A 23,671-nucleotide genomic window follows, 5' to 3' on the forward strand; every position below is an offset into this window, starting at 1 on the left:
TTGCCAGACCTCTATTTCGAAAAGCCCAGCAAAACTTTCTGCTGATTAAGTAACAGCCCGTTACGATCAGTTCCGTGCGATGTGTATTTTTTCCGTCAAAAAAGCGGGGAACTGTTTGGCGCAAATGGACACTTACTAAGCAGTACGTGCGTGCGCGAAAATGATTGAAGGGAATTGGCGTCTAATGGTTGGGATTGACAATATTCAGTCGGCCAGCATTCAGAACCGGAATTCTGCGGCCCAGTCTGATGTTGGTCAGCAGACCGGTTCATGGCATGGGCAGAACATTACGGTCCGTCAGAACCCAACGTCTATGCTGGCTGATGCCGCAGAGGAACTGACCTTTGCTGCCTCTGAAAAAGAGGAATCCAAAAACATTCAGGAGCGCACTGTCCAGCAGGCAGCATCGCGACAGATACCAACTGTCGAGAAGATCAATGAGTACCTTCAAGCCGCGAGTGAAAACCTTAATCAGGGTAAACTTGAACAGCTTGTCGCGAAATTGCGCGCGGGTGCGACGCCGTATGAAGCGGCGTCGGAATTTGGCGATATTACCGATCAATATGCGGCACTGGCTTCGGCGTATCACAAGCTTGAAGCTGAAGGCGGGTTTGAGGATGTTCTTGAAAACATTCACGACGCGCTTGAAGAGCTGGACGATGATTTTGGTCCCGATATTCGCGCCGGGTTTAATATCGCCTCAACCGCAAGCCTGTTTGGCAATGGTGACAGTGCGCGCACGCAGTCATTTCGTGATTGCTATCGTGGTCTGATCGCCGAGGGACAAACTCTGGCGCAGTCGTTCTCTGATATTTGTGAACGTTTCGGGCGCGATGATCTGCCCAACGTTGTCGAAAAACTACTTCGCGCGGTGGGCGATGACCTAGGATCGCAGGGGCCGTCCAGCGATCCTGTTCTTTTGAAGTCGCTGATTGATGAACTTTATGCCGCAGAAGTTATCGTTACGGGGCTTGATCATTGCGACATGGTGGTCGACAGCATGGAACGTCGGTTTGACTGCCAGTCTATTGATGCGGTCGGCGTGATGCAGGGACTGCTTGATATCGCCGCGTCAAGTTGGACAAGCAAGGATGCCTTTAACCGACTGGTCGACAGTGCGGGTATTTCCGATACCGAGGCGCAAATTGGCTTCCTTCAGGAAATCAAAACAGTGGTCCGCGAAATGCCACTCCGAGCGTTTGCTGATCAGGAAGCGAAGGAGAAGGTGGTAATGGCGCTGCAACAAGGGCTCGATGACGTGATCGAACGCGAAGAGGATGAATTGCTGTGAATTGGATCGACGACACGCTTAAACGGTTCGGCGCGGATATCGGGATCAATGAACTCGGTTTGTCGGAAATGCCTGATGGTCGGTTTGGGCTGGTTCTTGATATTGATGATGGCACGCGCTCAATTTGTTTTGAGAAACAAGATGATGACCTTTTGGTCTATCTGACACGTGAGCTGAGCCATATGGATGATATTGATCTTACTGATGCCCTGTCGGTTGGTCATTTTCGCAACAACCGTACAGCCGGCGTACAGGCGGCTTTGCGCGGGGAGAAAACGCTGGTGTTTTTAACGCGCATTCCCTCGGTCCAAGTGTCGCAGACCAACCTGGAACAATCACTTGAAATACTCCAGTCAGCACATGACGCCCTTGATGGCCGATAGGCGATCAAGTCATTGAGTAATCGCTAAGCAGGACGAGATGACCATGGTAGATATCCGAATTGGCGGGTTCAATTTTAATCAAGGAATTGACCGCATCATCAATCAGTCCGAAGACCTCAGCAAGAAGCTGCCTCAGACAAGCTCTTTGCCACCTGCAGAAGATGTTGGCATGGATCGTTTGGCATCTGTGTTGAACAAGCCTGGTATCAAGGACATACTCGAAGCTGAACTCAAGCCGGTCATCAACGATCGTGGTTTACTCGCACCCGGGGCCTTTAAGCAGGCGCTTGGTGATGCGATTTCTGAACTTGAAAAACTGCGGACGGAAGACAGTCAGAATGAAAAAGCATACCGCGCAGCAATTCGGGTTTTGAATGAAAACCGTGAAATAGAGGGTATGCTGCAAAATTATGTGCGTGCCCTGTTCAAGGGCTAGGGGATTAGTGTTTTGGAACAAATAGCTGCAGAACCGGGCGGCGAGATTAAAAAGCGCGATGCGAAGGACAATGGGGATCATGCGACGGACGCGGCAATAATGGCAGAGGCCGCTGATGCGGACTTTATCGTTGACCGCAAGGAAAACAGCTGGCGTGTCGTCGACGCGCTGGCTTATTTCTATGCGCAGTATGGCAAATCTCGTCACGCGCGCGCCCTGTATGCAGCGCTGTATGCACAGTTTCCGAAAAACCGTCGTTTTGGTCTGGGGCTGGCAAGTGCGCGGCTGGCGTGCGAGGATTTCGAAGGGTGTCTGAAATTGGCGACGTATCTTGGCGGATTAGAAAATCCTTCGCCGAGCGCTTTTTTCTTGATGGCGCGCGCGCATCATGCGCTTGGTCACACGCAGGAAGCCAAAACAGCCGTCGAGGCGTTCTTTGAGCGTACTGAACAACTATCGAACACATCCGGCTCTTCGGGTATTTGAGAAAAGAGTAAGAACACTTGATGGCAAGACTTCAAAAACTGCTTTTGCTTGCGACCAACCGGACGGATATCGTCCTTGCGATCTTGCTTGTTGCGATCATCTTTATGATGATCCTGCCATTGCCGACCGGGCTGGTTGATGCACTGATTGCAACCAATATGGGGTTGGCGGCCATTTTGCTGATGGTGGCGATGTATTTGCCAAGCCCGCTGGCATTTGCTTCTTTCCCGGCTGTTCTTCTCGTTACGACACTTTTCCGGTTGGCGCTGTCGATTTCGACCACCCGCCTTATTCTTTTGCAGGCGGATGCCGGCAGCATTGTTAAGACCTTTGGTAACTTTGTGGTTGGTGGCAACCTGGTTGTCGGTCTGGTGGTCTTTTTGATCCTGACGATTGTTCAGTTTGTGGTCATCACCAAGGGTGCCGAACGTGTGGCCGAAGTTGGCGCGCGTTTCTCGCTTGATGCGATGCCGGGCAAGCAGATGTCTATTGACGGCGACATGCGTGCTGGCGTGATCGATATGAACGAAGCACGCCGTCGCCGCAGTTTGGTCGAGAAGGAAAGTCAACTTTATGGCGCCATGGATGGTGCCATGAAGTTTGTGAAGGGCGATGCGATCGCTGGCCTGATCATTGTTGCCGTCAACCTGATTGGGGGGATGGCAATCGGGGTGATGCAACGCGATCTATCGGCGGGGGGTGCGGTCAACATCTATTCGATCTTGACCATCGGCGATGGTCTGATTGGGCAGATCCCCGCCCTGTTTATTGCGATTACGGCCGGTATTATCGTTACCCGCGTTTCGACCGACGAAGACGGTGTCACGCCAAGTAACGTCGGTAAGGACATCGGCGGTCAGATTCTTGCGCAGCCGCGTGCGTTGATCATCGGCGCATGCATCATGATGGGATTTGGTCTTATCCCGGGCATGCCTACGGGGATATTTGTCATTCTCGCTTTGATCTTTGGCGGGGTTGGGGCTGTACTGTTTAAGACGCAACGCGACATCGATACAAAGAAAGCCGCTGGGGATAATAAGGCGTTGTCATCTATGGCGCCTGCGGGGCAACCCTATTCCGAACGTGACGAGGACGATACCGGTGACGAAGTGGTCTTGACGGTGCCGTTACTTCTTGATGTTGCGGCCAATGTTAAACAGTCACTCAGTCCTGAAAGCCTCAATAAGGAACTGATGAAAGTCCGACGTGCGCTTTATTACGATCTTGGCGTCCCGTTCCCGGGTATTCATCTGCGGTTCAATGAAAATTTGGCCAAGGATTCTTATCGGATTTTGCTGCACGAAGTTCCGGTGTCTCAGGGACGTTTGCGTCCGGAACAGCTTTTGGTCCGCGAGCCAGCTGCAAACCTTCAGGCGCTTAATATCACCTACACGCAAGAAGAACGTTTCTTGCCAGGCGTTAATACCCTTTGGGTCGACAAGACTAGTCAGGCAGTTCTCGATAGGGGCAAGCTGTCCTATCTGACGCTGGATGGTATTTTGACCTACCATCTGGCTTTCGTGTTGAAGAAGTATGCGGCGGACTTTGTCGGAATTCAGGAAACACGATATCTTCTGGCCAGTGTTGAAGATCATTTCTCTGAACTGGTTAAGGAAGTGCAGCGCGTGCTGCCTTTGCAGCGCATTGCCGAGATTTTCCAGCGACTGGTTTCCGAAGAAGTTTCCATCCGGAACCTGCGTGCTATTCTTGAAGCCTTGATTATTTGGGGGCAAAAAGAAAAGGACACTGTTCTTTTGTCCGAATATATCAGAACGTCGCTAAGCCGCTATATCAGTCACAAATATAGTGGGGGCAACAATATTCTTCCGGCCTATCTTTTCACACCGGATGTTGAAGACACGATCCGTAACGCGATTCGTCAAACCTCGGCGGGGAGTTACCTGGCACTCGAACCAGATGTATCTGCCAGGTTGCTTGAGAATATCAAGAAAACCGTCTCGGACATCTCAAGTTCGTCGCACAAACCGGTCCTGCTGACATCAATGGATATTCGCAGATATGTCCGAAAGCTGATTGAAGGGGATCTGTATGAGTTGCCTGTACTGTCGTATCAGGAACTGACCGCAGAAATAAACACGCAGCCATTGGGGCGTGTCACCCTCTAGTATGGATCTCACGTCACGTCTTAGTTCGGCGCGCGTGATTGTGTGTCCGGTGGGTGGGGCTGCGAGTTTTCAGGTAGAGAGAAAAGCCCTATGCTTGATGGACCTTTCAGAGATTACATCAGGTTGATGGTTTTGGCGCAGTTCAAGGATTACTTGATACGCTTTTGATGACATCGGCCAAAAGACTATAAGCTGTATGGTGATCGATCATCGGCCCGTGATCCGCGCAATATTGCATAAGAGATTGTTCAAGTAACATATCGACGGTTTCGGCTGGAAGGTCCTGGGCATTTAGACCAAGTTCCTTGCAGCAGGCGACAAACTGTGGCGTTTGGCGGACGGCGGATAATTCCAATCGCGTCGGGAGCATAATCCCTTCGTAAAGCGACTGGATTTTCTTCGCGCGCAAAACGGCTTCCTTGATCTCGCTGGATTTAAGAACGCGCGCGTTCGGCTGAACGCTCATGGGGTTGTTCTTAAATGCTATGGTGCTGATTTTATCGCCAAAAGCATTTTGCATTTCATTTGTAAATACGTCGTGGGCATCCCGCTCTGCAGTGTTTGGGGTGTGATTGGCGTCGTTGCTGCGAACCCACTGCACGCGCCGTCCACTGTCGGGAAGTTCACCAATGGCTTCGACCTTTAGCGTTCCATTCGCGGGATGGAAAAAGACATATTTATCTTCTTGTGCCGCGCTAAGAATTACATCAATTGGCGCCGAGATATTAATCATTTTCTTTCCTGTAAACCAGGCCCTCAAAAACAAAGGATTGCGAGTTTATTCTTTTGATTCAGTCGAAACAAACTGTCGAATTATCTCTGATGATTTCGCAATCAACAAAGCAGCGTCTGTGATTTCGTTCGCAGGGACATGAGAGTCATGTTTGAGAAGTTCGTGTAGTCGGTGATCTAGTTCTTCACGTTGATCAAGGTTCAGTGCTTGCGGATCAACCTGTGCCAAGCCGCATGCTGCGACATAACCATCACCATTACCGACCGCATTCAAGAAACTGGTGGTGACAAATGATCTATGCATGATTGGATCGGCTTCAAGGGATACCTGCGTAATTACTTTGTCCGATAGTGGGGCAGCCGCGTTTGAAGATTCCACATGACCGTTCATCTGGGAAAATTCCTGATGTAATTTGGAGATCTTTGATCTCTCGACGGAATCACAGCGGCTGAGCACAGTGTCATCCGACCCAAGCATGGCTTGCGTGACAACGCGAACCGACAAACCGCCCATGTGACCGGCTTGGGACGGGGTTTGGGCATCCGCTTTGTCTGCGCGTGCGGGTCCAATGCTCTCTTGGCTAGAGATGCTTTTTATTGGCGTATTATTGTTATTAATACCGGTCATTGATTTATGCTGCGGAAGCCTATGTCAATAAAGGGGGTAGGCGGTATCTCTTTGTACTTTGTTACACAAAGGAGCCAATTGGTTCCTTTTCTTGTGGTATCAATTCTTGGAAATCGGCGCCTTCTTTTGTCCAGTCGCGCCATTTTTCTATATTGGCGACGAAAACTTCCAGTTCTTGGGTCATTTTTTGCGCGTCCATTTCCGAAATCGCAAAGGGCTTGGTTAAGCAAATCGCGCCATCATCTTGATCAAGGGATAACGTCGAACCGCCTGTTGCCCGCCAATAGAAATTTGATTTTAGCAACGTCCGATATGGCTTCATGGCAGCGTCAACGCTGCCAACATATCCAAAGAACAGCAGTCTTTGATTGGCACGTTCAAACGCTATATTGACAACCACATCATCATCGAACGCCAGCATGCAGCACCCAAACGCATCAAATGAAAGCGTATCAATGCCGATGCTTTTGCCGAAATCAGCAATCAGTTTCTGTGCATCTAAATTTTCAATGATTTCTGTCATTTCTATGAAGCTGCTGGAAGGTTAACAATTTTTGGGGTGATCATGAAGAAACGCTCACGCCGCTCGCTGCTTTTCTCTGTGGACCGGAACAGGACGCCAAGGCCGGGAATATCCCCAAGCAAGGGCACTTTAGACTCGTTATCGACCTCGGTTTCATAGACGTACCCGCCGATCAAAAGGCTTTGATCGCGTCCAACAACGGCTTGGGTGCTTATCGTGCTGCGTTGGACCGACGGGATTTCATCAACCGTCGTCTGATCATCAATCGATCCATCTTCAATATCGACATTCAACTGAACAGAATGCGAATTATTTTGCGAAATCAGCCGCGGCGTTACCCGCAACATAATCCCCGCAGTGACAGGGAAAAGATTTGCGACCCGTTCGCCCGATACCCGAACGTAAATGGTGCGGCTAAGATCAAGGACAGCCTCAAGATTATCGACCGTCAGGACAGATGGCCGCGATGAAATACGGGCGTCACCACTGTTTTCAAGCGCTCTGATTTTGGTCAGGAAATAGCTTCCTGCTGATGTGAGAATTGTATTTAGGTTTGCATCAGGTCCGACCGCGATGGATAGCTCACCGTCACTCGGTTGAGCGGTATCCATATTGCCAAACCCGCCGGAAACGTTATTTCTTTGACCGCGCCAATCCACACCCAGTTCTTCGAGCTTGGAAACATTGACGTCAACCACTGCCGCTTCGATTTCAATCAGAGCAACCGGGATATCAATTGTGGCGAGCAGGCTTTCATATTGGCTTATGCGATCCTGCGTATCGCGGATAATCACCGCGTTTAACCTTGGGTCTGATTGTATGCGCATTTGTGACGGGCCGGAGCTATTATTGTTTTGTGTGTACCCGTCGTCATTGTTTGCGACATCAACCCGATCTTTACCATTCAGGCCGACACCCTTAAGGTGGTCGATCGATTTTTGACCGTCTTGGCGTCCTTGGTTGTCACGGACCTTGATCGCGGCACCGGAATTGCCGGTCTGCATCAGGTTCCTAAGGATGGTTGTAACGCCAGGGATGGTGACTTCCTTGTCACGATAATAAAATGTCCGATCCTCGGCTGAGGCATGTTTGAGGCGATACACATAAATCGACGTTTCTGCGGATGCGGCATCTTCGGGCAGCATCGTCAGCACTTCACGCACAAGCCCAACATAAGGCGGAGGTCCAGCAACGATAACAGCGTCGTTTTCAGGGAAAGCCGTGACGCCAAATTGGGGGAAAATTAGACCGAGTTCCTCAAGCGCATTGCGTGCTGTACGCGCAGCCCCGCGCGGTACGTCAATGCGGCTTCGGCTCATTTCGCTGCGCGGGTTCACATAAAGTGTGCCGCCGTAATAAAACCAGACCAGACCGTTGGTCTGCGCCAGATCATCAAGAAACTGGTTGGGGGTCGCTGCAAAGAGGCGCCCGTTGGCTGTGCCAGAAACATTCCGACCGATCTTGATATTAATGCCATAAGCAGCGGCAAACGATTGTAAAATGTCACGCAGCGGTTCGTTTCGTGCATAAACCGAAAAGCTTGTTTGGGGCCAGTCAGGTTGATTGACCGTGCTTAGATCTGTGGAATCCTGGGCTTTGGACGGTGCCGACACCGTCAACATGGCCGCAACCGTCATCCCCGCGACAAGCATCGCAGTCACGTGACGCCGTATGGCAGCGAACCGTGTGGTTTTGCACGAAGGGGTGTGTGGCATGCCCGGTAGTGTGTTGAAGGCGACAAGGGGCATTTATCTGACCAGCATATTCGGGTGTAAAAATTGCATTGGCGTCGTCGTCGCGCTGGCATTTGGCGCGGATGTGTCAGCCTTCTGGCTACCTACATTGGACTTCCACCAGAAAAGGTCGTTAACGAAATCGCTTACATTTTCTTCGAACACCATCGCTGCCGTATCAGGGGCGACCAAACGGTGCAAAAACAGAGCGTTGGTTTGCTTGTCGAGGCTTAGGCAAGCTTTGCTTGAACCGGCGCGGCCCAATGCAAACTGCATACATTCGCGCACGATCACGTTGCGGGTCGTTTGATCATTTGGCAATCGGGAAAGGCGACCAGCGATCAAGATATCGCCACCGGGAGCAGACGAAAGTGTGACATTGTGACGATTATCAAAACGTAGTTTGTACGACCCGTCACGACGTTTGGCAGGCACTTCAATCCGAAGAGATCGGGCAAGTTCGGAAACAAGTGTGTCTAGCGCTTTTTCTGACATGGAACTTCCCGGTTTTCGGTCGATTCAAATTAAAGTGCATTGTGAGTTTTCACTGGGTAGATGGACCCTATCAACCTCTTTAGTGGCAATTCAAACAATAGAGTTCCACATTTTTTTTCCTTGGTGAGGGACGTCTTGTTTGCGACTATCAAGCTATTGATTCTTTAGATAGTAGTAGGATTTCAGGTGCAGTTTGTCGTTCTGTTTGGGCCTCAGGCTGGGGCGCATGTCACGTTATATTCCGGCTCATATGTTGTTGGGTCAGGCGAGGACGAAGATGTCGTCGTTATGGGGCGGGGCGTGGCAGAGGCGCATTTTCGATTTGAACTGGATGCTGAAACCGGGCAGCTGACAGTCGGCGCGTGTTCAAGCGATGTTTTTGCCGAGGGTGCGCGTTCGCTCGCGCCCGGTGATCAGATCAATTTACCACAAAAATTCTGGCTGAGTGACGTTGTCATCGGCATCGGTGATCTTGAAACGCGTTGGGATGAGCCACAATTTGCGCAGTCGCCTCATGCTGCAAACGCTAAAATGTCGCAAACAGTGTCCTCGTCGGCTGAGGGGGATCAAGTGATATCGTCAGCGCCGAAGAATGCTGACAGCAAAGATAGCCTTACGGGTTCGTCACGCCAGGTTGTTGCGCATGATGGCGATGATGCCGCAAATGCAGATAGCTTTGCGTCCGTCGCGGGGGAGCATCCAATAGCTGAGGCGTCTTCGCCAACCCGGACATGGAAGCCAGGTTTTGTTATTCCGATTTCGATCGTGGCTGTTGCTGTTATCATTGGTTTGTTGACGGTTCTGTTCGTTGATGATGAACAAACATCAGTCATGCCAGGCCCCAGCGCCGGGGTGGTTGAAGCGGAAAAACAGTTCGGCGAAATTGAGGGGCTTTTGACCGGCATTGCGGATGTGAGTGATGTTAAGGCAAGCTTGGTCAATGGTGAGGTAAATGTCACCGGTTACGCACCGACACCTCAGACGATTAAAATGATTTCAGACGCCGTTTTAAGTGTCGCGCCGGACGCGCAGATCAATGTCATTGCCGATAGCGATCTTGAGCAAAAGGCCGCCAGCATTCTCGCGCGCCGTGATGCTAAGGTGAATAAGGTTGAGGATGGGGTTGTCTATGTCGAAGGTGTTGTGTCTGATCCCGGTGCGCGCGAGCAGTTGGTCGCCTTTGCGCAGGAGGAGTTGACTGATGCTGCCGCCATTGATGCGGAAAAAGTTTACGAAATTCGGGAACTGATCGACGTTTTTGGTGACCAATTAAAGCAGCAGGGGCTTTCTCGGATTTCTTTGCGCAGTTTGCGCGATGAAATTATTGTCTCCGGGCGCTTGCGTTGGGCGCAGCTTGGGGCTTGGGAAAGTCTTCTGTCAAAGTGGACTGCTGAATATGGACTAAAATTTCGGGATGCGAGCCCGCTCGTTTTGGACGGGGACGACATGCCATTTGAACTGGTGGCGGCAGTCGGGGGCGAAAATGGTTTTCTGTTTTTGTCAGGACAGAACAAGGTGCATGTGGGTGGGGAAGTGGCCCCCGGCTATATCTTGAAGTCTGTTGCCGATGGTGCCTTGGTGATTACCCATGCCGCCAGAGATTACATGATTGATATCAGAGAGGCAGAATGAACGAGCAAGCGCCAAAACATGTTCTGGATATCGAAGAAAAGCTTTCGGGTGATGACCGTGCCGCGAATGCGGATAGTTATTGCGCGCGGCTTGAAGCCGCTGCCCAGCAAGTCAAGCGAGATCTAGACAAGGGGGTTGCGCCCGATCAGTACCGTATTCTGTCACGATTGCTTGAATCCTATGAGGCCGCGCAAAAAGTTGTGCGCATTGTCTCTGGCACCGCACAAAAGTAATAGTCGTCGAGGCCCATTCTTTTGGGCACTCTCTAGGTCAACTGGCACATTAAACTGATGTGCCCCATTAAAGAACGGATGATTGCTATGTCGTTGAACTTTAGCTCTGTGGGTCAGTCGCTTGGCCAGAATATGAAAGCCACCGAGAGCGATTTCGAAAACTTCATGCAAAACATGGATTCTTCGGATCCCAGCCAGATGATCCAAATGCAGCAAAAAATGCAGGAATGGACCCTTTCGGTTCAAATGCAAACTACGACCATCAAGTCGCTTGGCGACGCATTGCATGGCGTTGTGCAGAAGATGGGCTGATTTGCGTAAGGGTTTCAGGCAATGACTGCAAGACGGCAATCGGTCGTGCTGGCCGCCGATCGACATGCATTTTTGCCTTCGGACGATGGCATTGATGAGACCGGCGAAGCAGATATCTTGTCTGCGCTCATGTCTGCGAACGCCGCCCTGTCCAGCAGCGCTGTCACAAAAGACCTTAAAACGGTTGATCAGTTGTCGGGCCTTTTACGCAACGTTATTGCAAATCACTTTGGCTCGTACCTTTATCGTGCCTCTGTCACGTCGCATGATGGGGGACAGTTTGCACATTTTGCCTCTCGTGAAGACCTGGTTAAACAGGAGCAGGCCAACTGCGCGATCTGGCTTGCTTTGACGGTTCTTGACGGCGAAGCGCATCGTGTTGCCCTAGCGAAAGATCTGAAATGGTCTTTTGGGGCGCTCGCATCACGGTTTTGTCCCAATCCTCCGACAGTGAACCAAGTCCTGGCGTGCAGAAACTTGCCGCTTAGCAATGATTTGGCGAAGATGTATGGATTGGCTCAGCAGATATACGGTGACCTCGGAGTGCGTGCGGGAGATATTCCTTCCGACAAGGCACTTGTCGCGCCAGATGCTACGTGCCGGGCAATGCTATCGGCGTGTTTCCCGACCTACATCCGTGAATTCAATGGCTTTGTGACCCTTCCTAGCGCGCGCTTAGAGGCCCTTGATACCTTGCCGCGTAAGCCTGAAATGCGGTCATTTATATCGAAATTCCTTTCGCGGTCTTTGCTGCTCGTAGCCACGATCAGCGTTTTCGTCCTGATCGGTTTTGTGTTGGGCTGGATGTATCAGGGGCAGCTTATCCTTGCGTCTGCGGGACAGTCCTTCTTTGCGACAGGGATCAGCGCGTGAGCAAGTGGTTCTTTCATTTCTGCCCAGGTGTCAGTCGCCGTCAGATCATGCGTGATCTGGAAGATCGTGGTGCGCCGAGTTGGTTTGTTGCCGATCAGATCCTGCGACGCGCCGGAACCACCAAAAAGGCGAGAAAGTACCGCGGTCTTGTGATTGTACTTCCGACCGATGGTTTGCGCGCTGCAGATTATATTTCCCAGCTTGGGGCACGTGTTCATAAACTGGCAGCCTCCTTTGAGGCCATTGGGCGCCCAATTATTCTGCTGCTATGTGGGCGTGGTGACCGCGAAGTCGCAGATTGCCTGCGCGGCGGTGGCGTTTTGCCATCCGGAACAAATGTCATTGGCTGGCTGGGATCGAGTGTTACCAGCGGGATTAAGGCGCTTGCATTAACCAGCAATCATAAGGCCGGAGTATCCGAGTCTTCATCGCTATATCTTTGTGGACCCGATAACATATCCAATCAGGATGACGCGCCACCCCGCGACGTAATTGTAGGGTGCCAATCTGTCTTTCGAGGGCTGGAGTTTCTGCTTGAAACGGCTAAGCCTGCTTGGCAGGCGTCTGGTGTTTTCATGACTGGCGATGTTGCTCTTGGTGCTGTCGCGCCTGGACGTTTGGTGCGACTTCATCAGGAACTTGAACATTTTGCAGGGCCGTATCGCCACGTTCCGCGTGATAGTGGTTTTAAAACCCGCCATCTGGTTGTGGCATCTGCATTCCTTGCATTGGCCTGCGGCGGCGTTTTGGCGTGGAAGCATGGGGCAGCTTTGCGCGGCGAAACATCCCGTCCTGCCCGGGCCGATGACATTGATCATCTATGGTCGTTGGTGGCGAGCTTGGCTGCGACACCGGGAAGTGATTTGATTTCAGTTGTTCCAGGTACTCCATTTGAAGATCTGAACGCCCGGATTAGCAATTTGACAGATCGGGTTTTGTTGACGCCTGCACGCGATGCGCTTGAATTACGGTTGGAAAGGGTCGAGAAAGGTGCCCTGACAGCAACATCGGACGTGGTGGTCGCGCGTGCTGTGAAATTACTGGCGGATGTAAGCCTCTTTTCTGCCGGTCCGGTGCTGCGCGATAAACCTGCGGCTTTTTCTGATGATGGTGAAGTTGAGCCGAACCGCAGTTGGTGGTCCTTACTGGCGGAGAACGGAGTAATTGACCATTCACTACTTTCGAGCGTTTCTCCCCTTCTTTCGGAGATCGTGGGCAAAAGGCCGATCAGTCCACCTGAATGGCAGAACGAGTTTGTCGTACGTATTCGCACTTTGCTCGAAACTGTGGTTGGTTATCATTGGGGGATTGGCCGGGGGCCAGAAATTGTTTCAGCAGGGCAGTTGTTTAATAATTTGGGTCTGCAGATTTCGACAAGTCCCGATGACGTTACGCATGAAAATATCCGTGATTTAATTACAGCCTATGCGACAGTTGAAGATAGCCGCAGGCAACTGAGTATGCTGTCCGAAGATGCTAAAAAGCCTGATGAACTTTTTGCAATGTTAGATGGTACGCCGCTCATTGGCCAAAATTGGCTGTATGGTTTGCGCCTTAAGGCTAGCCTTGAGCTTGAAGCGGCACTCAATCAGGTTGATCTTTCATCTACTTGGGCTAGGGGCTCGGACGGTTTTGGATTGGCGGGCGATTATGGAGATGGTCGTCGTGCCGTTGCGCCATTGATATCGTTGAACGAAGACCGGTTGGGGCGCGACATTTTGGCGCACATTGGCATGAATGTCGTGACACCGACGAGCTCAGGTTTGCCTGGTCTTGATGGCCTTGATGATGCGTTAGAACTTGCAAAATATTTTAAGGCTGTGCGTTCACAGCTAGAAATCAGCGAACACTCGCTATCGGGTGTTCTTGAAAATGCCGCATATGCCGCAATCACGGATCATCTGTTTGGTTCGGACATGGTGCCACGGCAAATTAAGCCGGACGACTACAGGCACTATTTTTCAAGCGCGATGAGATTGCGCGATATGACACGTTCATATTCAGCAGATATTGCCGAAGATTATCAGTGGGCGCTGATTGTTACGGTAATGCACGAGCTCGAGCATGTTGACCAAAAAGGGCAGAATTTAATGCGGAGCATTGAGCTGCCCCACTCGACTGCGTTAGATGATGGCCCACAGCAATCGGTTGCGTCTGAAGACATGGCCAATGCAGCGCGTGGGATTGATAAACTCGCCCTTGCAGCAAAGCCTTTGTTGTCTGTAATTGCGCAACTTGATCGGCAAGGTGAGCTTGCCAATTCCCCGGTTGTGCTGCGTTGGAAAGATGCTGTTCCTATGGGGGATGTCATGGCGCGATCTAACGGCGATGAGCATCTCGGCATGTGCGCAGTCTTTGGCGCGAACCGGTCATTGGCGATGAATTTGGCCAATGAAAAACTTAAAATGCAAATGGCGGAAGAAGCATGTCCGTAGCCATTCGTTTATAAAAATCGATAGGGCGTCCGGGGTTGTTGCCTTTGGGACGCTGGAAAAAGGAGTAAAAAATGGCTGTTGAAAACAAGTCCGACGGTGACATTCAAATCATTGTCATGACCGGGCGCCTGGACAGCTCATCTGCGGGTGAGGCGGAAAGCAACGTAAAAAGAGTACTTGATCTGGGCGCCACCAAGCTTTTGGTTGATATGTCTGATTTGGCATATATTTCGAGCGCCGGGCTACGCGTGGTGCTGATTGCCGCCAAGAGCTTGCATAAAGCCGGTGGAGCTATGGCGATTTGCGGCATGTCGCCGTCGGTGCGTGAAGTGTTCGAAATGACAGGCTTTTTGAAAATACTTCAAGTTTTCGATACAGAGACTGAAGCAAAGGCCGCACTTGCGTAATTTTAGTGCTTCAAAATCGAAAGTCTGACGGTGCAGGAACTTCAAATGATAATGGGGATCTTGGTTACGTTGCTAAGCAAGAAGCTCATCGATTTCGGGCATTTTTTCTTTGAGCGACTTTCTGACGCGAGACAAACGCGACCTTACGGTTCCAATTGGAACCGACAACATGGTTGCAACTTCTTCATAGGTCAGGCCGTCAACGGCAACCAATAACAGCATCTTACGTAGATCATCAGGAATACATTGCAATTCAGCATCAAGGTCGCGCATGACCTTTTCAAATGCAATCTTCTCATCCTGACCAACGGCTTCTTGGGCATGATAGGACAGCACGTCATCGCTAACAAAATTGTATTTTTTGTGCGGACTGCGCTGAATGAAATTACGAACAATGTTCATCGCAATTCCAAAAAGCCACGTTGCCAGTTCGGATTCACCCTTGAATTTCGCAAGTGACCTATAAGCTTCTGTCAACGCCTGCTGCGTAATATCCTGCGCATCGGTTGGGTTGCCAATATGCTTTAGAACAAAGTGGTACAAGCTGGCCTGGCAGTCCTTAACGCACGAAACATACGTGTCATCAGAAACTTCCACAGTGTCATGCTGTCGTGTTTGTTCTGCGAGTCCTGCTCGTTGCTCGACCGTCATTTCAGCACCGCTGCTTAAATCCACATGCTTCTAAACGAGGGGCAGAACAACCCCAACCACGCCATTGCTATTTCCGCAAAGGCTGTTCTTGCTTGTTTTGAATTTGTGAACGCTACCACCAGATGTACGTATTGGTGAATGTATATTATTTATCATTTTTGAAAGGTTTATCATTTTTGCTTCAGAAAAATATGATTACAATTATTAGTTATTAATAATATTGGATGGATAGCCTATAGGTTTATAGAATTAGCTTTGGCACTTTTCTTATTCTAAATATTTGGATTCAATATTCACCCGAGGGAGGCTTTCTGACGCTGTGAACTGCGTTTGCGTGCTGCGTATCGGGCAAGACTGACAGATATTCGACGACATAAACACGCTTGCCAGCGATGTCTGCTTGCGGTTGTCTCAGATGCGCGACCTTAAGGCGATGCGTGAAGGTACTTCACCATATCTTTGGCTATAAGCACGGCTGAAATTGCTAAGGTGATTATAGCCGACACTTTGTGCGATCTGACTGATTGTCATTGTTGTATTTTGAAGCGCAGAATGGGCTGCTTCTAGCCTTTTTTCACGGACATAATCGCTATAAGTCTGGCCGGTACGTTTGACGAACATCCGGTTCAAGTTGCTTTCGGAAATGCTAAATTTTGCAGCTAACAATGCCCGTGACAGTGGGTTTCCAAGATTTGCATCAATATATGCTTTCAAGTCCGAAAACACATGAGTTTCCCAATCAAGTACAGAGTCAGGTTTGGTATGGCATTGCCCGCAAAGTGCTGAAATTATCTCGGCAATGAAAAGAGATGCCAAGCCGTTAGCAATAAGGTTTTGGGTGATATCGGTGCTATTTGTCATGAAAAGCTTGTTGGCAAGTCCATGAATTTTCCTGTTAGATGCCACCGTACTCACGTGGCAAATATCGTCCTGTTCCGATACGAACGGAGATAGCACAGGCGGAACGTTGGGGCCAATTTGTTGAGACAAGACACGTGCTGGTATCATCACCGAAGCGTAGCGGATCGTTTGCCCCTTTTCGATGCTGTAGGTGGTCTCGATTTTATCAACGCGCCTGATAAAAGTTACATGCGGGCTTTGAGGAATAGACTGCTGAGTTGGGACGGTTAGAACGGACTCGCCCACCAAATATTTACTTAAGATTACACTTGGTTCTACATGTGGAGGTCGAGCCGCAATTTCGCAGTCTTCGAGCGCTCTAAGTTCCGCCCTATAAAGCGTGAGTTCATTTTTAAATACTGAACGGCCGACGCAGCCGCGCGTCCCCGAAACGCTAAAGATTGAGCCTTCACCGTCATGGCCAATACTCGTATGATGTTTCATAACATACCTGAGCGTTTAAATTTTTCGTTTATGGGGTGGTAGATCATTTAATGCACTTAAGTTCGTGCAATTTGATATTTTGAATATCTAATAATCCAAGCGACATGCATAATTGATAATATGATTGTTTGAAGAAGATAATTTAAATAAAATAATAACAGTGTTAAATATTATACTATAATTATATGTGGATGTTTTGCTCTCATCTGCAATTGATATAATGGTTGTCTGTGTTGCTAATGATTTGTCTCTTTTAGCTGGAGAGAACTCTGCTTTGGAGCGGTTGGCTGCGCAGGTGCAATTTACACTGATCAATGTCCGTCCTGATCAAGGGATAACTATCCCTTATCCGCCATTTTCCCCGTACATATTTCTTCAATGACGTTTCTTGGGTCTTGGACAATGGCCGCATTGCGCGCATCATAACTGTGCGATTTCGCCGCGTTAAACAGGACCGCTATAAAAACGCTTTAAGCTTCAATAGCGCCGTCTGACAACATCGAAAAGCGTTTTTTATAATTGCATTCTAATCGCCTTTGTCATTGAGAGCTGCAAAATCCTCTGCATCGAAGCCCCGGCGTAGTTCCATTCTTGCGTCATCACTCAAAGATTCACTAAAGCGCATTTGTGGGGCTTCTTGTTCTTCGAGCGCGGCAAAATCATCTCCATCGAAGCCACCGCGGACCGCTGTTCTAACGTCATCGCGCAGGGAGTTCAGTTCTTTGGTGGAGAACAGTTTTGTGGACTTCGCGCTGTCCAAGTTACTTGTCGATATTTTGTTGTTTAGCGCCGCAAGACCGGCTTCGCCCATTTCCTGTTGAACCTGCGCCTTGAGGTTTGTGAGCTGCTGCGTATGCGCGGCTCCAGCTTGGCCCGTGAGGTGTAAAAAGGCTCTTTTCATAATGCCGACACCGCGCGCGATGATACCGTCATTTTGGTCGCCGGTATTGTGAGCCGGTTCGTTCATCACCTGCAGCAGATTACTGCTCGAGTTTGAGCCGTTAATAGAGCCTACCATTTTTTCTCTCCTCTGATCCTCGTAGCGTTTTTAACGCTCAGTTATGAGCCGACGCGATCAATAGTTGAATCCTGTTTTTATCAAGTTCGGTAAACAGTGGGGCACTGCTGAAAGTGACTTGATGCATGGGTGTCCTTAATCATGCATCAAGGTCGAAAACTCTCCGACGTATTGATGTTTCCATAAACTTAAGTGACGTTTTAAGCGGTTTAGTTCCGAAAAAATACGGGCGGCCCGCTGGTAATATTTGAATGCTGCGACGGTTCCAGACCACGTGCCGTTAAGTGAAAAGACCACGTAATTTGACGCAGGCGGTTTATGTGGGGCAGTTCGTATAAGCAATAAAGACCGGATAAATTTGAGTGGGAGAGGTTGGGTTTCCTCCGCCCTTCTTTTGACCACTTACGACATCAATGGCATTATCCTTTTGATCACGCAGAAGAAATCAGGGACGGATGCAATGAAAGTTGGAATTGTCGGTGCGGGAATGGTTGGGAGTTCGGCTGGTTATGCGCTTGCCGTCATGGGATTGGCGAGCTCGGTCGTGTTGGTGGATCGTGATTACGACCTTGCCGTCGCGCAGGCAGAAGACATCGCCCATGCGGTGCCGTTTTTATCATCGACCCATGTCGAAGCGGCAGACTATGACGGGCTGGCTGGGGCCGGCGTGGTGATTATTGCCGCCGGCGTTAGTCAGAAGCCCGGCGAAACGCGGTTGGCCCTGTTGGAGCGTAATGCGGCGGTATTTCGTGATGTGGTTGGCAAGGTTTTGCAGGTCGCACCCGATGCAATTTTACTGATTGCGTCCAATCCGGTCGATATCATGACCCAGATTACCCAGCGTATTTCCGGTCTGCCGAGCAGTCGTGTTATCGGATCGGGCACGATCCTTGATACAGCGCGTTTTCGGAACCTGCTTGGTCGGCATCTTGGTGTTTCGCCGCAGTCTGTGCACGCCTATGTGTTGGGGGAGCATGGTGATAGCGAAGTTTTGGCCTGGTCGAATGCCAAGGTTGGATCGCTGTCTTTAACCGAGGTCGCCGCACAGCTGGGATCGGCGATAACGCAGGATGTGCGCGAAACGATTGATGATGGTGTGCGCAACGCGGCCTATAAGATCATTAAGGGCAAAGGTGCGACCTATTATGGCATTGGTGCCGGTTTGGCGCGGATTGTTAAGGCCATTGCCCATGACCAGCAGGACGTTTTGACGGTATCGTCTGTGACGCCCGATGTCACTGGCGTGAAAGACGTGGCGTTATCGATCCCGCGTGTGATTGGTGCAAATGGGATCGTTGCGGACTTGATGCCGGATATAAACGCAAGTGAACGTGACGGTTTGCATCAGAGTGCCACGATCCTTAAAGAGAGCGTTGAAACCATCAGCCTTTGATTGGTGCAGGTCATCGCGGGCCGACGCCGTGTTATTGAATCTTGCGGATGGCGCGGATGGCGCGGATGGTGGTGTTAAAGGTTTTCGAAAAGGCGCGGCTAAGTGTCGCGCTGCTGGTAAAGCCGGTTTGAAGGGCAATTGTACTCAGCGGCAGGTCGGTTGCCCGTGCAAGGTCGCGGGCGCGCCCGAGCCGCAGCATTTGATAATATTTGCCCGGGGACATGTGCAAATTGTTCTGAAATATCCGATCAAGGGTACGCAGCGAGCATCCGGCTTTTTTTGCGATATCGGCAAGCGGGACGGGCGTTTCGATGGATGACATCATCGCGCCAACCGCACGGCGCAAGTCATCACCACCTGAACCATGTAGGCGGTCCGCCCCCCGGGTCAGGTGATATTGGTTTTCCGCGTCATAGACAAATAGGTTGCTGACATCAAAGGCGACTGCGGGCCCAAATTGCTGTGCCAGAATATGAAGCATCAGTTCCATCACTGTGGATGCCCCACCAGAGGTGATTAGTTTCCCATCCTGAACAAAACGATCGTGAGATACCGCGATATCAGGAAAATGCTCGGCGAATTGATCAAGTTCCTGCCAGTGAATGGTTGCGGCCCTGCCGCGTAGCATGTCGCAGCGGCCAAGTATCCAAGCCGCGGTATCAAGGCCGATAATGTTGCGCGCATGCTGCGCAGCATTTTGAAGACGCGCGCGCACTTTTGCCGTGGCATGGTCGCGCATGCCATAGCCCGATACGATCACAAGATAATCTACATTCGATGCGTTTGATATCTTTGGCAGCGCGCTCTGCGGCGTGATGATCAGGCCGCTGGAGCTGATAACAGGCGCACCGTCAATCGTACAGATATCCCAGTTGATACCCGGCCCATTCGGCAATCCCTTCGCCGCGCGAAGCGGTTCAAGGGCGCTGGCCAGGACCATATTGGAAAAACCGTCAAACAGGACAAAAACAAATCTTTGCGGATCATTTGGCATGAATAGCAAAATAAGCGGCGGGATTGGCAAAATCAATCGAGTTGTGTTTGGATACTATTGCTTCAGATTTTTTCAGATAAAGCTGAGGTCCAAATGCCGCTTACCATGAACCGTGAGGTTTTCATCACTGCTGCCGTCACCGGATCAGGTGCTACGCAAGATAAATCCCAGCATGTGCCACGATCACCCGAACAAATCGCGGCAAGTGCGATTGATGCGGCCAAGGCCGGGGCAGCGGTTGTGCATTGCCATGTGCGCGATCCTAAAACCGGTGCACCATCACGTGATTTGGGTCATTACCGGGAATTGACCGAACGGGTGCGTGCCGCTGACGTCGATGTTGTCTTGAACCTGACGGCAGGTATGGGCGGTGATATCGTTTTTGGATCGACCGAGGCGCCACTGCCGGTCAACCAAGAGGCCACTGATATGATCGGGGCCACTGAACGTATGGCCCATATTGCCGATTGTCTGCCGGAAATCTGCACGCTTGATTGTGGGACGATGAATTTCGCCGAAGCGGACTATGTCATGACCAATACACCGGGCATGTTGCGCGCAATGGGGCAGATGATGACCGATCTTGGCGTAAAGCCCGAGATTGAAGCATTTGATACCGGCCATCTTTGGTTTGCCAAGCAGCTGGTTGACGAAGGCATCCTGACCAGCCCGGCATTGGTACAGCTTTGTATGGGGATCCCGTGGGGGGCGCCCAACGATTTGAACACCTTTATGGCGATGGTCAATAATGTGCCATCCAATTGGAATTGGTCAGCCTTTTCGATCGGGCGTGATCAGATGCCCTATGTTGCGGCATCGGTTTTGGCCGGCGGCAATGTCCGTGTCGGTCTTGAAGATAATATTTATCTTTCCAAAGGTGTTCTTGCGACCAACGCCCAACTGGTCGAACGCGCAGCGGGTATTATTGAAGGCATGGGGGCAAAATTGATCGGCCCAGAAGCCGTTCGCGAGAAACTTGGTCTGACCAAGCGTGAGCCGCGCTCATGACCCATCGTTCACAGTCAAAAAAGGCAGTAATCATCGGCGGTGGCGTCATTGGTGGTGGCTGGGCAGCGCGCTTTTTGCTTAACGGTTGGGACGTGTCAGTATTTGATCCCGATCCGCAAGCCGAACGCAAAATTGGTGAAGTAATTGAAAATGCCCGGCGGAGTTTGCCAGCCCTGTATGACCGGGCGTTGCCGCGCGAAGGTGTTTTGACATTCCATGATGATCTGGCAGAGGCGGTGTCGAATGCGGATTGGATTCAGGAAAGCGCGCCAGAGCAACTGGCGCTAAAGCGTAAGATCCTTGGCGACATTCAAAAACATGCGCCGACCGACTGTCTGATCGGGTCGTCGACATCTGGGTTTAAACCAAGCGAATTGCAGGAGGGGTCATCCAATCCGGGGCAGATCGTTGTCGCCCATCCATTTAACCCGGTTTACCTGTTGCCATTGATCGAAGTGGTACCGTCCAAGGCAACCGATCCCAGTGCGGTTGAAGCAGGATGCAATATCCTGAAATCGGTTGGGCTAAAGCCGCTTGTCGTGCGCAAGGAAATTGATGCGCATATCGCCGACCGTTTGCTTGAAGCGGTTTGGCGCGAAGGTCTGTGGCTGGTGAATGACGGGGTTGCGACCACGCAGGAAATTGATGATGCGATCCGGTTTGGCTTTGGCCTGCGCTGGGCGCAGATGGGGCTTTTTGAAACCTATCGCATTGCCGGCGGCGAAGCAGGGATGGAGCACTTTATCAGTCAATTTGGCCCGGCCTTGAAATGGCCATGGACCAAATTGATGGATGTGCCGGACCTGACCCCGGAATTAATCGCCCGGATAGCTCAGCAATCTGATGATCAATCTGGCCATATGTCGATCCGCGAACTGGAACGTCTGCGTGATGACAATCTGGTAGGGATGATGCGTGCGCTTAAAAAATCCGGCAGTGGCGCCGGGGGCACGATCAACGATCACGAAGCAATTTTGCAAAGTGACGCAGAAATCGACGACCTGCCGGTGACGGTGGATCGCCAAATCCCGCAAAGCTGGACAGATTATAACGGGCATATGAACGAAGCCCATTATATCGAAATCAGTTCCCAAGCCAGCGATCGCTTCATGGAGATGATTGGTGCAGACGCCGCGTATATTGCCAGTGGTAGCAGCTATTTCACGGTGGAAAACCACGTTTGTTATCTACAGGAAATTACGGCTGGTGATCGCATTTGCGTGACCACGCAGGTTATCGCCGGGGAAGGGAAAAAACTGCATTTATTCCATCGTCTGATCACCACGTCAGGTGTGGTTGCGGCAACGGTCGAAACCATGCTGCTGCATGTTGACCTTGGCACGCGCAGGACGTCCGTCCCAGCTGGGGCCGTTCAGGCCAAGCTGGCCGATGTGACAGAAAAGCATCGTGCAATGCCCCGACCCGAGCAGATTGGTCGTGCGATTGGCGCATAGCTAGAACGCGGCGTTTACAACAATAATGGTCGTATGCCCCCTGCAGTCTTTAACTGCGGGGGCATACGCGTTACGCTGATGCAACTTGTCCCCAAAGAGGTCCCGGTGATGTCGAATTCTGATCAGGTTTCTTCAGGCGTGATGTACGACCCAATGCCCGAAGAAGAAGGCATTCGTTCGTTTATCGCCAAATGCGATGGCTTCTTTCCCCCAGATGCGGTTGCGGCAGGGATCGATCAGCAACGCAAATGGTACGATGCCCTTTGTGCGCAATTTTCCTTTCCGCATCCTGGCGGAATGCAGGTCGATGACGATATGATCGCCGGAGTCCCGGTGCGCCATTATCGTCCCGCAGAAATGAAATCCGCGCATAAGATTGTTTACATGCATGGTGGCGGTTTTGTCGTCGGATCACGAGACAGCCATGATTCAATCTGTGCTGAAATTGCCCAAGCTGCCGCGGCGGAACTGATCGCAATCGATTATCGACTGGCCCCGGAACATGTCTGGCCCGCACAGCATGATGATTGCTTTAACGTGGCGCAAAGCTTTTTGTCCGATGGCCATAAGTTGGTTTTGGTGGGCGATAGTGCCGGGGGAATGTTGGCCGCTGGTCTTGCCGTTCGTGCACGCGAAGAGGGATTTGGCGACCAGATTTTAGGGCAGGCCTTAATATACCCGGCCCTTGGCGGCGATTTGAACTGGCCAAGCTATGGCCAGATGGCGAATGCGCCGGGATTAAGCACGGATGACGTGATTTATTACCGCGATGTGCTTAAGGCGCCGATGGATGATCCATTTGCGCATGCGCTGTCAGTCGATGATTTGCGCGGTCTTCCGCCAACCTATATTACCACGGCTTATTTTGATCCTTTGCGCGATGATGGGCGTGAATTTACCGCCCAACTGGCCCGAGCCGGCATTTCAGTTCAATACCGTGAAGAACCGCAAATGATTCATGGCTGGCTGCGTGCCCGGCATATGAGCCCAGGGGCGAAAACAGCTTTCGGGCATCTGTGCAAAGCCATTTCGGATATGCTTTAAATCGCATACAATACCGGCTAAGCGACCTTGGGTTGAATAT

General features: G+C 50.9%; 24 protein-coding genes. 15 read left to right on the plus strand and 9 right to left on the minus strand.

Features of this window, described 5'->3' with window-relative positions:
- Positions 1-184 precede the first annotated feature (184 nt).
- Genes sctW through sctV form a run of 5 tightly spaced genes read left to right on the plus strand, consistent with a single transcriptional unit; the run spans position 185 to position 4,722 of the window.
- Positions 185-1,291: a type III secretion system gatekeeper subunit SctW gene (gene sctW / locus HCZ99_RS19495; RefSeq protein ID WP_167448706.1), complete on the plus strand. Its 1,107-nt coding sequence runs from the start codon at positions 185-187 to the stop codon at positions 1,289-1,291.
- Positions 1,288-1,674 carry a hypothetical protein gene (locus HCZ99_RS19500; RefSeq protein ID WP_167448707.1) on the plus strand — a complete coding sequence of 129 codons (387 nt, stop codon included), beginning with the start codon at positions 1,288-1,290 and terminating at the stop codon, positions 1,672-1,674. The genes sctW and HCZ99_RS19500 overlap by 4 nt, the downstream gene beginning before the upstream one ends.
- Positions 1,675-1,717: 43 nt before the next feature.
- Complete coding sequence (locus HCZ99_RS19505; RefSeq protein ID WP_167448708.1) at positions 1,718-2,110, plus strand: hypothetical protein; 393 nt, start codon at positions 1,718-1,720, stop codon at positions 2,108-2,110.
- Positions 2,111-2,122: 12 nt separating this feature from the next.
- A complete protein-coding gene (locus HCZ99_RS19510; protein ID WP_167448709.1) occupies positions 2,123-2,596 on the plus strand; it encodes a hypothetical protein in 474 nt (157 codons plus the stop codon).
- A 20-nt stretch (positions 2,597-2,616) separates the two neighbouring features.
- Entirely contained in the window at positions 2,617-4,722 is a 2,106-nt protein-coding gene (sctV, locus tag HCZ99_RS19515; RefSeq protein ID WP_167448710.1) for a type III secretion system export apparatus subunit SctV, read from the plus strand.
- Positions 4,723-4,864: 142 nt separating this feature from the next.
- Here the strand turns inward: sctV and HCZ99_RS19520 are convergent, their stop codons facing one another.
- The 5 genes from HCZ99_RS19520 to HCZ99_RS19540 form a co-directional block, all read right to left on the minus strand.
- Positions 4,865-5,488 carry a hypothetical protein gene (locus HCZ99_RS19520; protein ID WP_167448711.1) on the minus strand — a complete coding sequence of 208 codons (624 nt, stop codon included), beginning with the start codon at positions 5,486-5,488 and terminating at the stop codon, positions 4,865-4,867.
- 12 nt (positions 5,489-5,500) lie between these two features.
- A complete protein-coding gene (locus HCZ99_RS19525; protein WP_167448712.1) occupies positions 5,501-6,082 on the minus strand; it encodes a hypothetical protein in 582 nt (193 codons plus the stop codon).
- 61 nt (positions 6,083-6,143) lie between these two features.
- On the minus strand, positions 6,144-6,605 hold the full coding sequence (locus HCZ99_RS19530) for a type III secretion system chaperone (protein ID WP_167448713.1): 462 nt from the start codon (positions 6,603-6,605) through the stop codon (positions 6,144-6,146).
- A gap of 2 nt (positions 6,606-6,607) precedes the next feature.
- Positions 6,608-8,257: a type III secretion system outer membrane ring subunit SctC gene (gene sctC / locus HCZ99_RS19535; protein WP_254869784.1), complete on the minus strand. Its 1,650-nt coding sequence runs from the start codon at positions 8,255-8,257 to the stop codon at positions 6,608-6,610.
- A gap of 96 nt (positions 8,258-8,353) precedes the next feature.
- Positions 8,354-8,833 carry a CesT family type III secretion system chaperone gene (locus tag HCZ99_RS19540; RefSeq protein ID WP_167448715.1) on the minus strand — a complete coding sequence of 160 codons (480 nt, stop codon included), beginning with the start codon at positions 8,831-8,833 and terminating at the stop codon, positions 8,354-8,356.
- 186 nt (positions 8,834-9,019) lie between these two features.
- On the opposite strand from HCZ99_RS19540, the gene HCZ99_RS19545 reads away from it, so the two are divergent.
- The 6 genes from HCZ99_RS19545 (at position 9,020) to HCZ99_RS19570 (ending at position 14,725) form a co-directional block, all read left to right on the plus strand.
- Positions 9,020-10,465 (plus strand): AIR synthase related protein, encoded by a 1,446-nt coding sequence (locus HCZ99_RS19545; protein WP_167448716.1) that lies wholly within the window; start codon positions 9,020-9,022, stop codon positions 10,463-10,465.
- A complete protein-coding gene (locus HCZ99_RS19550) occupies positions 10,462-10,698 on the plus strand; it encodes an EscE/YscE/SsaE family type III secretion system needle protein co-chaperone (protein WP_167448717.1) in 237 nt (78 codons plus the stop codon). The genes HCZ99_RS19545 and HCZ99_RS19550 overlap by 4 nt, the downstream gene beginning before the upstream one ends.
- Before the next feature lie 87 nt (positions 10,699-10,785).
- Positions 10,786-11,010 carry an EscF/YscF/HrpA family type III secretion system needle major subunit gene (locus tag HCZ99_RS19555; protein WP_167448718.1) on the plus strand — a complete coding sequence of 75 codons (225 nt, stop codon included), beginning with the start codon at positions 10,786-10,788 and terminating at the stop codon, positions 11,008-11,010.
- A 45-nt stretch (positions 11,011-11,055) separates the two neighbouring features.
- Positions 11,056-11,883, plus strand: a complete 828-nt coding sequence (locus tag HCZ99_RS19560) for a hypothetical protein (RefSeq protein WP_167448719.1) — start codon at positions 11,056-11,058, stop codon at positions 11,881-11,883.
- A gap of 47 nt (positions 11,884-11,930) precedes the next feature.
- Positions 11,931-14,318 carry a hypothetical protein gene (locus HCZ99_RS19565; RefSeq protein WP_217701533.1) on the plus strand — a complete coding sequence of 796 codons (2,388 nt, stop codon included), beginning with the start codon at positions 11,931-11,933 and terminating at the stop codon, positions 14,316-14,318.
- Between the two features lie 71 nt (positions 14,319-14,389).
- Complete coding sequence (locus HCZ99_RS19570; RefSeq protein WP_167448721.1) at positions 14,390-14,725, plus strand: STAS domain-containing protein; 336 nt, start codon at positions 14,390-14,392, stop codon at positions 14,723-14,725.
- Positions 14,726-14,797: 72 nt separating this feature from the next.
- On the opposite strand, the gene HCZ99_RS19575 is transcribed toward HCZ99_RS19570, so the two are convergent.
- The 3 genes from HCZ99_RS19575 to HCZ99_RS19585 form a co-directional block, all read right to left on the minus strand.
- Positions 14,798-15,376, minus strand: a complete 579-nt coding sequence (locus HCZ99_RS19575; protein WP_167448722.1) for an RNA polymerase sigma factor — start codon at positions 15,374-15,376, stop codon at positions 14,798-14,800.
- A gap of 411 nt (positions 15,377-15,787) precedes the next feature.
- Complete coding sequence (locus HCZ99_RS19580) at positions 15,788-16,720, minus strand: helix-turn-helix transcriptional regulator (RefSeq protein WP_167448723.1); 933 nt, start codon at positions 16,718-16,720, stop codon at positions 15,788-15,790.
- Between the two features lie 526 nt (positions 16,721-17,246).
- A complete protein-coding gene (locus HCZ99_RS19585) occupies positions 17,247-17,738 on the minus strand; it encodes a hypothetical protein (protein ID WP_167448724.1) in 492 nt (163 codons plus the stop codon).
- 460 nt (positions 17,739-18,198) lie between these two features.
- Here HCZ99_RS19585 and HCZ99_RS19590 point away from each other — a divergent pair, with 460 nt between their 5' ends.
- Positions 18,199-19,131 carry an L-lactate dehydrogenase gene (locus tag HCZ99_RS19590; protein ID WP_167448725.1) on the plus strand — a complete coding sequence of 311 codons (933 nt, stop codon included), beginning with the start codon at positions 18,199-18,201 and terminating at the stop codon, positions 19,129-19,131.
- Between the two features lie 31 nt (positions 19,132-19,162).
- On the opposite strand, the gene HCZ99_RS19595 is transcribed toward HCZ99_RS19590, so the two are convergent.
- Positions 19,163-20,125 (minus strand): GlxA family transcriptional regulator, encoded by a 963-nt coding sequence (locus HCZ99_RS19595; protein ID WP_303047873.1) that lies wholly within the window; start codon positions 20,123-20,125, stop codon positions 19,163-19,165.
- 93 nt (positions 20,126-20,218) lie between these two features.
- On the opposite strand from HCZ99_RS19595, the gene HCZ99_RS19600 reads away from it, so the two are divergent.
- The 3 genes from HCZ99_RS19600 to HCZ99_RS19610 all read left to right on the plus strand — a co-directional run bounded on the left by HCZ99_RS19600 (position 20,219) and on the right by HCZ99_RS19610 (position 23,631).
- Complete coding sequence (locus tag HCZ99_RS19600; RefSeq protein ID WP_167448727.1) at positions 20,219-21,133, plus strand: 3-keto-5-aminohexanoate cleavage protein; 915 nt, start codon at positions 20,219-20,221, stop codon at positions 21,131-21,133.
- On the plus strand, positions 21,130-22,587 hold the full coding sequence (locus tag HCZ99_RS19605; protein ID WP_167448728.1) for a carnitine 3-dehydrogenase: 1,458 nt from the start codon (positions 21,130-21,132) through the stop codon (positions 22,585-22,587). The genes HCZ99_RS19600 and HCZ99_RS19605 overlap by 4 nt, the downstream gene beginning before the upstream one ends.
- 108 nt (positions 22,588-22,695) lie before the next feature.
- On the plus strand, positions 22,696-23,631 hold the full coding sequence (locus tag HCZ99_RS19610) for an alpha/beta hydrolase (protein ID WP_175581594.1): 936 nt from the start codon (positions 22,696-22,698) through the stop codon (positions 23,629-23,631).
- The last annotated feature ends 40 nt before the right edge of the window (positions 23,632-23,671 follow it).

The sequence above is a fragment of the Thalassospira lucentensis genome, from assembly GCF_011806425.1.
Lineage (GTDB): Bacteria > Pseudomonadota > Alphaproteobacteria > Rhodospirillales > Thalassospiraceae > Thalassospira > Thalassospira lucentensis_B.